At 37.7% G+C, this 13049-nt stretch carries 14 protein-coding genes; 12 read left to right on the top strand and 2 right to left on the bottom strand.

Translation table 11 applies throughout. The features are described from left to right. Nucleotides 1-37: 37 nt before the first annotated feature. Nucleotides 38-397, bottom strand: coding sequence for a DUF3397 domain-containing protein (locus tag A0739_RS01550; protein ID WP_000525394.1), 360 nt, complete (start codon nt 395-397; stop codon nt 38-40). A 91-nt stretch (nt 398-488) separates the two neighbouring features. Here A0739_RS01550 and mnmL point away from each other — a divergent pair, with 91 nt between their 5' ends. From mnmL to A0739_RS01575, 5 genes are read left to right on the top strand one after another with little or no spacing between them, the layout of a single operon-like run. Continuing rightward, entirely contained in the window at nt 489-1427 is a 939-nt protein-coding gene (gene mnmL, locus A0739_RS01555) for a tRNA modification radical SAM protein MnmL/YtqA (RefSeq protein ID WP_061586830.1), read from the top strand. A 1-nt stretch (nt 1428) separates the two neighbouring features. Beyond that, nucleotides 1429-1986, top strand: coding sequence for a tRNA 5-(aminomethyl)-2-thiouridylate-methyltransferase MnmM (gene mnmM, locus A0739_RS01560; RefSeq protein ID WP_000828419.1), 558 nt, complete (start codon nt 1429-1431; stop codon nt 1984-1986). Beyond that, nucleotides 1979-2233, top strand: coding sequence for a hypothetical protein (locus A0739_RS01565; protein WP_000361094.1), 255 nt, complete (start codon nt 1979-1981; stop codon nt 2231-2233). Before mnmM ends, A0739_RS01565 begins: the two co-directional genes overlap by 8 nt. Nucleotides 2234-2244: 11 nt before the next feature. Further along, entirely contained in the window at nt 2245-4299 is a 2055-nt protein-coding gene (locus A0739_RS01570; RefSeq protein ID WP_061586831.1) for a cation:proton antiporter, read from the top strand. Nucleotides 4300-4328: 29 nt separating this feature from the next. Continuing rightward, nucleotides 4329-5189, top strand: coding sequence for a YihY/virulence factor BrkB family protein (locus A0739_RS01575; RefSeq protein WP_061586832.1), 861 nt, complete (start codon nt 4329-4331; stop codon nt 5187-5189). A gap of 39 nt (nt 5190-5228) precedes the next feature. Here the strand turns inward: A0739_RS01575 and queA are convergent, their stop codons facing one another. Beyond that, complete coding sequence (gene queA, locus A0739_RS01580) at nt 5229-6257, bottom strand: tRNA preQ1(34) S-adenosylmethionine ribosyltransferase-isomerase QueA (RefSeq protein WP_061586833.1); 1029 nt, start codon at nt 6255-6257, stop codon at nt 5229-5231. A 146-nt stretch (nt 6258-6403) separates the two neighbouring features. Between queA and A0739_RS01585 the strand changes: the two genes are divergently transcribed. The 7 genes from A0739_RS01585 to A0739_RS01615 all read left to right on the top strand — a co-directional run bounded on the left by A0739_RS01585 (nt 6404) and on the right by A0739_RS01615 (nt 13047). Next, nucleotides 6404-7111 (top strand): glucosamine-6-phosphate deaminase, encoded by a 708-nt coding sequence (locus A0739_RS01585; RefSeq protein WP_000864609.1) that lies wholly within the window; start codon nt 6404-6406, stop codon nt 7109-7111. A gap of 160 nt (nt 7112-7271) precedes the next feature. Next, nucleotides 7272-9242 carry an NACHT domain-containing protein gene (locus tag A0739_RS01590; RefSeq protein WP_061586834.1) on the top strand — a complete coding sequence of 657 codons (1971 nt, stop codon included), beginning with the start codon at nt 7272-7274 and terminating at the stop codon, nt 9240-9242. A gap of 364 nt (nt 9243-9606) precedes the next feature. Continuing rightward, nucleotides 9607-9783, top strand: a complete 177-nt coding sequence (rpsU, locus tag A0739_RS01595) for a 30S ribosomal protein S21 (RefSeq protein ID WP_000048054.1) — start codon at nt 9607-9609, stop codon at nt 9781-9783. A gap of 64 nt (nt 9784-9847) precedes the next feature. Beyond that, the gene (locus tag A0739_RS01600) at nt 9848-10810 is read left to right on the top strand and encodes a hypothetical protein (protein ID WP_061586835.1); all 963 of its coding nucleotides are present in this window, start codon (nt 9848-9850) and stop codon (nt 10808-10810) included. Nucleotides 10811-10946: 136 nt separating this feature from the next. After that, entirely contained in the window at nt 10947-11882 is a 936-nt protein-coding gene (gene hprK / locus A0739_RS01605) for an HPr(Ser) kinase/phosphatase (protein WP_000115190.1), read from the top strand. Beyond that, the gene (gene lgt, locus A0739_RS01610) at nt 11875-12663 is read left to right on the top strand and encodes a prolipoprotein diacylglyceryl transferase (RefSeq protein ID WP_061586836.1); all 789 of its coding nucleotides are present in this window, start codon (nt 11875-11877) and stop codon (nt 12661-12663) included. Before hprK ends, lgt begins: the two co-directional genes overlap by 8 nt. Continuing rightward, nucleotides 12664-13047, top strand: a complete 384-nt coding sequence (locus A0739_RS01615; RefSeq protein WP_009730340.1) for a DUF948 domain-containing protein — start codon at nt 12664-12666, stop codon at nt 13045-13047. It abuts the gene before it with no gap. Nucleotides 13048-13049 lie beyond the last annotated feature (2 nt).

Here is a 13049-nt window from a genome sequence, read left to right on the forward strand (position 1 = left end):
AAATATTCCCTTAGACAGCTGTCTGAGGGAATGTTTTTTATGGGAGCATCATCAATTCGACAATCATAGCAATGTAGATGATTAAGGTAAGGAGAAAACCGGCTCTCCAGAAGAATTTGATGAATTTAGGGTAATAAAAACTTCGTTTTTTGACAAGGAAAAAGACTACAAGGAGGATTGCTAGGAGAGAAAGTGCGACTCCAAGTCGCGGTAGAAAGTTGTGGGTAAAGGCTTTAGCAGTAATCAGGTAGTACTCAAATACCAAAAGTGGAAAAGCTAGATCCGCGAAATTAAATCCTATTTTCCTAAGTCCGAAAAGCTTGGTGACAATAAAGCAAACCACCAAGGTTAATATCAATAATAAAATAGATGCTATTTTCATTAAAATCATACCCATATTGTATCATAAAAAAACGCTAAATGAAATGAGAAACAAGGGAATTTGTAGGAAAGTCAGGCTTTTGAGATTGTAGGTGTTTTTTGTTATAATGAAAGTTATGAAATCTTATAATACCTTGAATGATTATTATCGAAAACTTTTTGGAGAGAAGACTTTCAAAGTTCCTATTGATGCGGGATTTGACTGTCCAAATCGGGATGGAACTGTGGCTCATGGGGGCTGTACCTTTTGTACGGTTTCGGGTTCTGGAGATGCCATTGTAGCACCAGATGCCCCTATCCGTGAGCAATTTTATAAGGAAATTGACTTTATGCATCGCAAGTGGCCAGATGTTCAAAAGTATCTGGTTTATTTTCAAAACTTTACCAATACCCATGAAAAGGTGGAAGTGATTCGGGAGCGTTATGAACAAGCCATTAACGAACCTGGTGTAGTGGGAATCAATATCGGAACACGCCCAGACTGTTTACCCGATGAAACCATCGAATATTTGGCTGAGTTATCAGAACGCATGCATGTGACGGTAGAATTGGGCTTACAGACAACCTTTGAAGCAACCTCTGACCTGATTAACCGTGCCCATTCTTATGAATTGTATGTAGAAACAGTCAAACGCTTGAGGAAATATCCTAAGATTGAGATTGTTTCCCATCTGATCAACGGACTGCCTGGGGAAACTCATGAAATGATGCTCGAAAATGTCCGCCGTTGTGTCACCGATAATGATATTCAAGGAATTAAACTGCACTTGCTCCATCTTATGACCAATACACGTATGCAAAGAGATTACCACGAAGGACGCTTGCAACTGATGAGTCAGGATGAATATGTCAAGGTCATTTGTGATCAGCTAGAAATTATTCCCAAGCATATCGTCATCCACCGAATCACGGGAGATGCGCCTAGAGATATGTTGATTGGCCCCATGTGGAGCCTCAATAAATGGGAAGTGCTAAATGCTATTGAAACTGAAATGAGACGCCGCGGCAGTGTTCAGGGCTGTAAGGCTGTAAAACAGGAGTTTTAAAATGAAAAGACCACTTGAGATGGCGCATGATTTTTTAGCTGAAGTCGTGACAAAAGAGGATATTGTTGTGGATGCGACCATGGGTAATGGCCATGATACCCTTTTTCTAGCCAAGCTAGCCAAGCAAGTCTATGCCTTTGATATTCAGGAGCAGGCTTTGGAGAAGACGCAAGAGCGTTTGGATCAGGCTGGAATGAAAAATGCCCAGTTAATCTTGAAAGGTCATGAGACACTAGACCAGTTTGTGACAGAAGCTAAGGCAGGGATTTTTAATCTTGGTTATTTACCTTCTGCTGACAAATCCGTCATCACCCAACCTCAGACTACTATCGAAGCCTTAGAAAAGCTGTGTCACTTGCTTGTCAAAGGGGGACGGATTGCAATCATGATTTACTATGGTCATGAAGGAGGAGACACCGAGAGGGATGCTGTATTGGATTTTGTTAGCCAGTTGAACCAACAAGAGTATACAGCTGCCATTTATCGGACTCTCAACCAAGTTAATAATCCACCGTTTTTAGTTATGATTGAAAAATTAGAAAGGTATAGACATGGATAAACAATACCTTCGTGAGAAGCTTGAGGCAATGCGCCAAAATTTTGTCGAGTCAACGCATCACGAGCGAGCAGTCGGGGTGCTCGACGAAGCACATATGAGCAAGAAAATGCTTAAAATTAAGAAAAAATTAGTGGCTCTTGAAATGGAAAGATGCCAGAAAAAAATTGAGCACAAAGACTGTTCTAAGATTGATCAGAAAATCCAAGAGCAAAAGGAGATTTTTGAATCTTGTTGTAAAAAAGATTAAGGAGGAATTGTGTGGAATTACTCATTTACTTGATTCTATTTTTATTTGTCTTAATCATTTCAACTACGACCAATAAGCTTCTCCCTTTTTTGCCCCTTCCTCTTGTGCAAATCCTTTTGGGGATTGGGATTGGTTTATTTGTTCCCGATGCGGACTTTCATCTCAATACAGAGCTGTTTCTGGCCATGGTTATTGGTCCCTTACTTTTCCGGGAGGCAGAAGAAGCGGATATTACGTCCATTTTGAAGCACTGGCGGATTGTTGTCTTTCTAATTTTTCCTGTGATTTTTATCTCGACCTTAAGCTTGGGAGGCATGGCTCACTTCCTTTGGATGACTCTTCCTTTGGCTGCCTGTTTAGCAGTTGGAGCGGCACTTGGGCCAACAGATTTGGTTGCCTTTGCATCTCTTTCTGAACGTTTTCGTTTTCCAAAACGGGTTTCCAATATCCTAAAAGGGGAAGGACTCTTAAATGACGCTTCTGGTTTGGTTGCCTTTCAGATGGCTCTGGCTGCTTGGACAACAGGAACCTTTTCTTTCAGCCAAGCTGGAACTTCCCTAGCGTTTTCTATCCTTGGTGGTTTTGTAGTCGGTTTTGTGACGGCTATGGTCAATCGTTTCTTGCATACCTTTTTACTGAGTGTGCGAGCGATAGATATAGCCAGTGAACTATTGCTAGAGCTAAGTTTGCCGCTCATGACCTTTTTCATCGCAGAAGAGTTTCATGTTTCAGGGATTATCGCAGTAGTGGTTGCAGGTATTTTGAAGGCCAGTCGTTTTAAGAAAATTACGCTCCTTGAGGCTCAGGTAGACACCGTGACGGAGACCGTTTGGCACACCGTGACCTTTATGCTAAATGGATCAGTCTTTGTTCTCTTGGGAATGGAATTAGAGTTGATAGCAGAGCCGATCTTGTCTAATTCTCTCTACAATCCCCTTCTTTTACTGCTTTCAGTTGTCGTTCTGACCTTCTTACTCTTTGCGATCCGCTTTGTCATGATTGCTGGTTTTTACTTTGTGAGGACGCGTCGACTTAAGAAAAAAATTCATAAGTACACGAAAGATATGCTTCTTTTGACCTTCTCTGGTGTCAAAGGAACAGTATCTATCGCGACCATTCTCCTCATACCAAGTCATTTGGAGCAGGAATACCCTCTCTTACTCTTCCTTGTAGCAGGCGTTACACTATTGAGCTTTCTAACAGGTTTATTGGTTCTCCCTCACTTATCTGAAGAACAAGAGGAAAGCAAGGATCATTTGATGCATATTGCGATTTTGAATGATGTAGCCGCAGAATTAGAAAAAGAACTGGACCATCACAAGAATAAACTTCCTCTTTATGCAGCTATTGATAATTATCATGGTCGGATTGAAAACCTCATCCTTAGTCTGGAAAATAAGAGAGTCCAAGAGGACTGGGAGTCCCTCAAACTTCTTATCTTGAGTATTGAGAGTGACGGTTTGGAGCAAGCCTACGAAGAAAATAGAATCAGCGAGCGTGGCTATCGAGTTTACCAACGTTACCTAAAAAACATGGAGCAGAGTATCAATCGGAATTTCGCTTCTAGAGTGACTTATTACTTCCTAGTTTCCTTACGGATACTGCGTTTTCTACTCCATGAAATGTTTACCTTTGGCAAAACTTTCCGTAGTTGGATGAATGAAGAATCTCGTAAACTATTAGCAGTTGACTATGATCAGATTTCAGAGTTGTATTTGGAAAATACAGAGCTGATTATCGAGAGTTTGGAAAACCTCAAAGGGGTTTACAAGAGTTCTCTGATTAGTTTTATGCAAGAGTCTCGTCTACGCGAGACGGCCATTATCGGAAGTGGTGCCTTTGTTGAGCGTGTTATCAATCGCATCAAGCCAAACAATATCGATGAAATGCTACGAGGCTACTATCTCGAACGTAAGGCAATCTTTGAATACGAAGAAGCTAAACTGATAACAGCCAAGTATGCCAAAAAATTACGACAAAATGTGAATAATTTAGAAAATTATTCTCTGAAAGAAGCCGCAAATACTTTACCTTATGATATGCTAGATTTAATCAGAAGAACTTAGATGATGAAGAAAATGACGGAGGATGGAACATGAAAAAGTGGTGGAAAGAGCTGATGGACAGGCCCTTATTGAAATCTTTTTTGCATTATTATCAAGCATCAGATAGCGAGTTAACCAGTGTTGCGGTTGCCTACTATTGGTTGATTTCAATCTTTCCTTTGCTAATGATAATGGTCAATATTTTGCCTTATTTTCAGATTCCAGTTTCAAATTTCTTACTGACAATCAAGGAATTCTTGCCTGATACGGTGTATGATGTGGTCGCCAAGATTGTCCGAGAAGTTCTGACTCAACCATCAACTGGTTTGCTGAGTTTTTCCGTTTTATCTGCACTCTGGACCTTTTCGAAATCAATGGATTTCCTTCAAAAAGCTTTTAACAAAGCCTATGGGGTGACCAAGAGTCGAGGAATTATCTCCCATCAGTTGATGAGTCTACTTGTTAGTTTCGGCTTGCAGATACTTTTTGCTCTAGCCTTGTTTTTGAGTATGTTTGGTCGTATGTTGCTCAACCTCCTCAAAACTTACTGGCAATCAGACAGTCCGCTATTTTCCTACCTGCAAGATTTTACAGGCCCTCTGGTCTATGCCTTGATCTTTGCCATTCTAGTTATGATTTATTACTTCCTTCCAAAAGTAAAAGCACCACGAATCCGCTATGTTTTACCAGGAAGTGTCTTTGTCTTGCTAACTCTTATCTTTTTATTGAATATCTTTTCTGTCTACGTAAATAGTTATGTCAATCATCTGGTTGATGTCCGATTTTTCAGTTCCATTATCGTGGTGGTTATGATGTTCTGGTTTATTCTTATTGCAAAGATTTTGATTATCGGAGCAGTTATCAATGCCAGTGTTCAGAGTTTGAAAGATCCAAAGTTTGGTATAGAATAATTAGAAAAATCCCTATTAGGTTTCCTAATAGGGATTTTCTTAATAGATAAACATGGCATCTCCAAAACTGAAGAAGCGGTAGTGTTCTTGGATGGCATGGTGATAGGCATCTAGGACTAAGTCACGACCGGCAAAGGCAGAAACTAGCATAACAAGAGTTGACTTGGGTAGGTGGAAGTTGGTTGAAAAAGCATCCACAACCTTCCAGTCGTAGCCTGGTTTGATAAAGATATTGGTCCAACCAGAATCTGCTTGGATTTGCCCATTAAACTTGGAACCGATGGTTTCCAGTGTGCGGATCGAAGTGGTTCCGACAGCGATGACGCGACCTCCATTTTCCTTGACTGAGCGAAGGGTGGCAGCTGCTTCATCAGAAAGTTGGTAGAACTCCGAGTGCATTTCATGTTCGTCCAGATTGTCAACAGAGACAGGTCTAAAGGTTCCGAGTCCGACGTGAAGAGTGAGATAGACTAGATGAACACCTTTGGCTTGGATTTCTGCTAGTAGTTCTTTGGTGAAGTGCAATCCAGCAGTCGGTGCAGCAGCAGAGCCACTCTCTTTAGCGTAGACCGTTTGATAACGTTCACGGTCATCCAATTTTTCATGGATATAAGGTGGTAGTGGCATTTCACCCAGGCTTTCCAAAACTTCTAGGAAAATTCCTTGGTATTCAAAGCGGACAATGCGGCCCCCGTGGGTCAATTCTTCTGTAACGATAGCACTGAGACGACCATCTCCAAAGCTGACGCGAGTACCGACCTTGAGGCGTTTGGCAGGTTTAGCTAGGACTTCCCACTCATCACCACTAGTATTTTTGAGCAGGAGAAGTTCCACATGGCCTCCTGTCTCTTCCTTTTGGCCATAGAGGCGGGCAGGGAGAACGCGAGTGTCATTCATAACGAGGGCATCACCAGGTTCCAGCATATCAATAATAGAGTGGAAGTGCTTATCCTGCATTTCTCCCGTTTCACGATTAACGATAAGGAGTTTGGAGGCATCTCGTTTTTCAAGGGGCGTTTGGGCAATCAATTCCTCAGGCAAGTGGAAATCAAAATCAGCAGTATTCATTTTTTCATCATTCTTTCTAAGTTCTAATCCTATCCATTATAACATGTTTCAAGTTTGGGCGCTCTTTTTTTAAAAATTAAATCGTTTTCACTTGACAAAAATTGGTCTATACCATATAATAAATATAGAAACATGGAGGATATAAAATGAAAGTTATAAAAGTTGAGAATCAAGTCGAAGGTGGAAAAGTTGCTTTTGAGATTTTGAAGGAAAAATTGGCCAATGGTGCTCAAACATTAGGACTTGCGACAGGAAGCAGCCCGCTTGAGTTTTACAAGGAAATCGTTGAGAGCGACCTTGATTTTTCAAATCTAACCAGTGTGAACCTTGATGAGTATGTAGGGCTTGATGGGGACAACCCACAGTCTTATCGTTACTTCATGCAGGAAAACTTATTCAACCAAAAACCATTTAAAGAAAGTTTCTTGCCTCGTGGGGTTAAGGATAATGCTGAAGAAGAAGTTGAACGCTACAATCAAATTTTAGCTGACCATCCTGTTGATCTCCAAATCTTGGGAATCGGTCGCAATGGACATATCGGCTTTAATGAGCCTGGCACTCCATTTGACAGTCAAACACACCTTGTAGAACTTGACCAGTCTACTATCGAAGCCAATGCTCGCTTCTTTGATAAAATTGAAGACGTTCCAACCCAAGCTATCTCAATGGGGATTAAAAACATCTTGGATGCCAAGTCAATTATTCTCTTTGCTTACGGTGAATCAAAAGCAGAAGCTATTGCCGGAACAGTGTCTGGACCAGTGACTGAGAGTCTACCAGCAAGTAGTCTGCAAAATCACCCTGATGTGACGATTATTGCGGATGCTGAAGCGCTCAGCTTGCTTGAAAAATAAAAATTACACAAACCGCTTGCTCTTTGGAGTGAGTGGTTTTTGAGAAATATAACTATATTTATAGTTTTTGTAGGGCAATAGTAATATGAATAAAGAAGAATTTCTAAAAATAAAAGAAGCTAATAGGAACTAAATTACAAAAGAAAAGGAGAGGATATATATGAGTTCATTGAAACAAATTATCGCTCAAATGACTAAAAATAGTGCAATAGATAATATAGTAACAAAATTCATCCCAGTAATTCTTTCAAAAAACAGTAGTATACTCGAGGAAGTCTACCAAATAGGATCAGATATTTATGAATTTGCTAAGAATTTAACTAAATATCTTGACCATTCTTATGAGGCATACAAGGAAATGAAGAGTGTCGTACATAATTATGAGCCTCGGATGATTAGTAATTCCTTCGAAGTACCTAACATTTTTCCATTATCTCGTGGTCCGGAAGGAAAGTTTAATGTTGTTGATGTTCAAACTATTATTGATTATTCAAAGTTTTCTATTATTAGGGGTACAGGTGGTTCGGGAAAATCGACACTATTAAAATACCTTTTTTTAGAAACCATAAAGCAAGAGAGCTATATTCCACTATTTATAGAATTAAATGAGTTAAATAATTACGATTTGACTGTAAGTTCTAATTTTATTGAAATAATATGTGGAATTTTAACTACATTTGGATCAGAACTACAAAAAGACCAATTAATACGTTTATTGGAAAGTGGTAAAGTCGTAATATTTTTAGATGGTTATGATGAATTAAAGTTTGATAATGTCAAACCTTTTGTGACTATATTTGATAAATTTTGTAAAAGATTTCCCGATAATAATTATATTCTAACTTCACGACCAAACACTGATTTTATTGAGTTTCAGCGCTTTTCTGTTTTTCAGATATCTGAACTTACACCTGCACAATCTATATCATTGATTAAAAAACTTAATTATTCTGAATCTAAAGTTGTAGATGAATTTATAAAAGAATTAAATGATAATCTATATACTACTCACAAATCTTTTGCATCTAATCCTTTACTTTTAACATTAATGCTTATTAATTTTACACATTATAGAAAAATACCTGAAAAAATACATATTTTTTATCAGGAAGCATTTGATACCCTGTATAGGTTACATGACTCGAGAAAGCCTGGGATGTACAGCAGAGAGTTTAACACATTAAATGATTTACCAAAAGATGTTTTTATGAACATAATATCAGAAATTTCTTTTATATCCTATATGAAGTCTAAGACATCTTTTAAAGAAGATGAACTAATCTCTTTAATTGATAGCCTTGATAAAAAACAGTTTGAATTTGACTCAAAAGATTATATAGATGATTTAATATCAATTTGTATTTTTTATAGAGAAGGGAATAGAATATCGTTTGTCCATAAAACATTTCAAGAATATTTTTCTGCTAAGTATTTGGAGCAATTACCAGATATAAAACGTTATAGTCTAGTTGGAGAGTATCTAATCAATGAGTTTATTAAAAACGGTTTTGGTGACACTGATATATTAATTCCAATTTTATATGATTTATTACCAAATAAATTTGAAAAGTATATATTAAATAATTTTTTTGAAAAATATTTTGGTGGGAAAACCAGTGTTATAGAAGTTATTAAAGAGAAGTTTGCTTACTTCAATATAGGATGTTGGTCTGATAAAAGCGGAAAACCATCATATCAAATTGAATTTGTATATGATGTTAAAAATGAGGATCTTGAGGATGAAGAAGATCTATATGAAATATATTTTTTACAATATATTACACAAATTTCCAAAGATATTAATGAGATTCCCATAGACTACTGGGATGATTCAAATGACGATGAAATTATTATTCCAGAATCTATAATTTCTAATTTGAAACACCAACGCAGAGATACAATGACTAGTATAAGTTGCTTTATATCTGATTTTATTTATCAAATACCTCTCAACGATGCAATTGAAGAAAATATTTTAGAAATTATGAAGAAAGAAGTTAATTATAAAATAATTAATTCGGCTTTCATTGTTTATGATTTTCTAAAAGAAAAACAAAATAGAGAAGACATTAGTGAAGTTAATAATATTATAGATAGTTTAAATATTGGAAATAGAAGGACTTCTCACTAATAAAACTTGTTAGTTTTACATATGTATTTTTAAAATAGATATAATCTCTTTAGCAAATACTTTTTTGAAATATGAAAATTTGATAGATAATAACCAAAAGACCTTTGAAATGTATAAAAAGCAACTGGAATTGATACCACTTAACAATCACCAAGCACTCATTGTAAGTGGAGAGCGGAGAAAATTCTTGATAGTGCAGACTTTAAATAACATTCTTTTAGGTATCATGGTATCTATTGTAACAATTTGCTTCTTTCTAGGGAAGAAAGTGAAGATAATATAAGTTTATGGCAGTTTTTTCTTGACAATTATTCCTTTTACGTGTAAAATAGAATAGATCTTGAACTTGAAGGGAGTGAAAAAAATGTCTAAAACAGTAGTACGTAAGAATGAATCTCTTGACGATGCACTTCGTCGTTTTAAACGTGCGGTTACTAAAGCTGGTACTCTTCAAGAAACACGCAAACGTGAATTCTATGAAAAACCTTCTGTAAAACGTAAACGTAAATCAGAAGCAGCTCGTAAACGTAAAAAATTCTAATTTGAAATGAAAGGCTAGACTTGTCTAGTCTTTTTTTGCACAATGTTTAGAGGAAGAAATTGTTATGAGAGAGTATATAAAAGAATATCAAAAGATGCGTGAAAATCACTTGGAAGATTGGGGTTATTGTGCTGATCCGATAGATTGGAAGGATTTTGAAGAGTCAAACCAAAGAATTTTTGAAAAGTATTTGACCGATTCAAAAGTATTGTCTGACAAGGTTTTAAGGGTAAAATTGTACAGTAGCTTATTGCTAGATGATATTAAATATTTTGCCTATTATGCGGCGTTTTTAGATGGGGATTATACACAGTTAAACAATGCGCTATGGCAAACAGGAAGAACTGAGTTGATGAGAGGCGGTTTGTTAGCAAGTGGAACCATTTATACAGATGGAATTTTGAAAGGCTTGTTTACCTCTTTTGCTTGTAACGATTTTTCAGCCATTCCATCATTCGTCCCCAAAGATTTACCCTTGTTGAAAGGAACCTATTATCCAGAAAATGTGATAAATCTTTTATACGCTCTTTATTATCAAGATGAAGAAAGATTATCCGATTCTCTCTTGCGTGCACAACAGTTTTTAGGGAAGAAAAAACGAACTGGTATGGAAGAATTTTCTGTTCGGTATTTTATAAGTTTGGCAAGAAAAGATGCAGTTGCATTAAGTGAGTCCTTACAAAGTTTATGCCAAGCTTATCAGAGACGAGGTTACCCTTATGAAAAGATCGATAAGTGCTTTGCGGATGAGATTCATGGTCTATATCGTTTGGTACGATTTTTTGACCATTCCTTGTTCGAAGAAGTCAGTATGCCATCTCATAAGACTTTTTTGAAGGAGTTTGAAGAATGGCAAGTCCAAAATCAGTTTCCACAAGGTCAACAGTTCTATACCTATCCTCAAGATATGGCTGATGCAAATAGAATACTAACAAAAGATCTTCCAAGAATTTACTTTGAAAAATCTGGAAGGGACTTGGTGATAGACGTTGACCAATTTGCAGTAGATTTGTCTCGGTTAATTTAAAAGAGTACGAAAATACTTCCTAGTCAAATCTTTTCCCAAGCAACATCAAATAAATACTGTAAATCCTGCAAAAAAAGGAAACTTCCAACTACAATCTGATATAATAGTAGGGAGAACTCGATTGAAGGAGGAAATTATGTCGGTTTTAGTAAGAGATGTCATTGAAAAACTCAGACTAGATATTGTCTATGGTGAAGGCGAATTACTTGAAAAAGAAATCAATACTGCGGACATTATGAGACCTGGTCTTGAAATGACGGGCTACTTTGATTACTATACACCAGAACGGATTCAGCTGTTAGGGATGAAGGAGTGGTCCTATTTAGTTGCCATGCCTGCCCAGAACCGTTATCAAGTTTTGAAGAAAATGTTTCTACCTGAAACACCTGCGGTTATCGTGGCTCGTGGTCTGGTAGTGCCAGAGGAAATGTTGAGGGCTGCTAGAGAATGCAAGATTGCGATTTTAACTAGTCGAACAGCAACCAGTCGTTTATCTGGAGAACTTTCTAGCTACCTTGATTCCCGTTTGGCTAAACGTACCAGTGTGCACGGTGTCTTGATGGATATCTATGGCATGGGTGTCTTGATCCAAGGGGATAGTGGTATCGGTAAGAGCGAGACAGGTCTTGAGCTTGTGAAGCGTGGACACCGTCTAGTAGCAGACGATCGTGTAGATATTTATTCTAAGGATGAGATGACTCTTTGGGGTGAACCTGCTGAAATCTTGAAGCATTTACTTGAGATTCGTGGAGTTGGGATTATCGATATCATGAGTCTCTATGGTGCAAGTGCTGTAAAAGATTCTTCACAAGTTCAGCTAGCGGTTTATTTGGAAAATTATGATACCCATAAGACCTTTGACCGTCTAGGAAACAATGCCGAAGAACTCGAAGTTTCTGGTGTAACAATTCCGCGTATCCGCATCCCAGTAAAAACAGGACGCAATATCTCCGTTGTCATTGAGGCAGCTGCCATGAACTATCGTGCTAAAGAAATGGGCTTTGATGCGACACGTTTATTTGAAGAACGTTTGACAAATCTAATCGCTCAAAATGAGGTGAAACATGATTAATCCAGTCGCATTTGAAATTGGCCCCTTTGCTATTCGTTGGTATGCTTTGTGTATTGTAGCTGGTTTGGTTTTAGCAGTCTATCTTGCCATGAAAGAAGCTCCAAAAAAGAAAATTCTATCAGATGATATTTTGGATTTTATTCTGATTGCTTTTCCGATAGCTATTTTAGGTGCTAGACTATACTACGTACTCTTTCGCTTAGATTATTATCTGCAAAATCCAGGTGAAATCATCTCCATCTGGAATGGTGGTTTGGCCATTTATGGAGGTTTGATAGCGGGCGCTATTGTTCTTTATATCTTTGCAGATAGAAAGCTGATTAATACTTGGGATTTCTTAGATATTGCAGCACCGAGCGTCATGATTGCACAGAGTTTAGGGCGCTGGGGAAATTTCTTTAACCAAGAGGCTTATGGTGCAGCGGTAGATAGTTTGGATTATTTGCCAGGCTTCATTCGTGACCAGATGTACATTGATGGTAGCTACCGTCAGCCGACCTTCTTATATGAGTCGGTTTGGAATCTGATTGGATTTGCTTTGATTCTGATTTTTAGACGAAAATTAAAGGGAATCAGACGTGGTCATATCACTGCTTCTTACTTGATTTGGTATGGCTTTGGTCGTATGATTATCGAAGGGATGCGGACGGATAGTCTCATGTTCTTTGGTCTGCGAGTTTCCCAATGGTTATCAGTTATCCTTATCGGACTCGGTATTTTTATCATACTTTATCAAAATCGAAAGAAAGCCCCTTTCTATCATACAGAGGAGGAAAAATAAATGTTAGAAGTTGCATATATACTTGTTGCGATTGCTTTGATTGTCTGTTTAGTCTATTTGACAATCACGATTCAAAAAGCCGGTCGTATGATTGATGAAACAGAGAAAACCATCAAAACGTTGAGCTCAGATGTGAACGTTACCTTGCATCAGACCAATGAATTGTTGGCTAAGGTCAATGTGTTAGCAGACGATATCAATATCAAAGTTGCGACGATTGATCCACTTTTTACAGCTGTGGCAGACTTGTCTGAGTCAGTTTCTGACCTCAACCAACATGCACGTGTTTTAGGTAAAAAGGCTTCATCTGCTGGTTCAAAGACTATCAAAACAGGTGCAGGCTTGTCAGCTCTTCGTGTCGCAAGTAAATTTTTCAAAAAATAAAA

The organism is Streptococcus oralis (assembly GCF_001588645.1).
Taxonomy (GTDB): domain Bacteria; phylum Bacillota; class Bacilli; order Lactobacillales; family Streptococcaceae; genus Streptococcus; species Streptococcus oralis_AB.

Bases quoted from the DNA above. Each gene is read 5' to 3' on its own strand.
- A0739_RS01550 (WP_000525394.1), bottom strand. From the start codon at position 397: ATGGGTATGATTTTAATGAAAATAGCATCTATTTTATTATTGATATTA.
- mnmL (WP_061586830.1), top strand. From the start codon at position 489: ATGAAAGTTATGAAATCTTATAATACCTTGAATGATTATTATCGAAAA.
- mnmM (WP_000828419.1), top strand. From the start codon at position 1,429: ATGAAAAGACCACTTGAGATGGCGCATGATTTTTTAGCTGAAGTCGTG.
- A0739_RS01565 (WP_000361094.1), top strand. From the start codon at position 1,979: ATGGATAAACAATACCTTCGTGAGAAGCTTGAGGCAATGCGCCAAAAT.
- A0739_RS01575 (WP_061586832.1), top strand. From the start codon at position 4,329: ATGAAAAAGTGGTGGAAAGAGCTGATGGACAGGCCCTTATTGAAATCT.
- queA (WP_061586833.1), bottom strand. From the start codon at position 6,257: ATGAATACTGCTGATTTTGATTTCCACTTGCCTGAGGAATTGATTGCC.
- A0739_RS01585 (WP_000864609.1), top strand. From the start codon at position 6,404: ATGAAAGTTATAAAAGTTGAGAATCAAGTCGAAGGTGGAAAAGTTGCT.
- A0739_RS01590 (WP_061586834.1), top strand. From the start codon at position 7,272: ATGAGTTCATTGAAACAAATTATCGCTCAAATGACTAAAAATAGTGCA.
- rpsU (WP_000048054.1), top strand. From the start codon at position 9,607: ATGTCTAAAACAGTAGTACGTAAGAATGAATCTCTTGACGATGCACTT.
- A0739_RS01600 (WP_061586835.1), top strand. From the start codon at position 9,848: ATGAGAGAGTATATAAAAGAATATCAAAAGATGCGTGAAAATCACTTG.
- hprK (WP_000115190.1), top strand. From the start codon at position 10,947: ATGTCGGTTTTAGTAAGAGATGTCATTGAAAAACTCAGACTAGATATT.
- lgt (WP_061586836.1), top strand. From the start codon at position 11,875: ATGATTAATCCAGTCGCATTTGAAATTGGCCCCTTTGCTATTCGTTGG.
- A0739_RS01615 (WP_009730340.1), top strand. From the start codon at position 12,664: ATGTTAGAAGTTGCATATATACTTGTTGCGATTGCTTTGATTGTCTGT.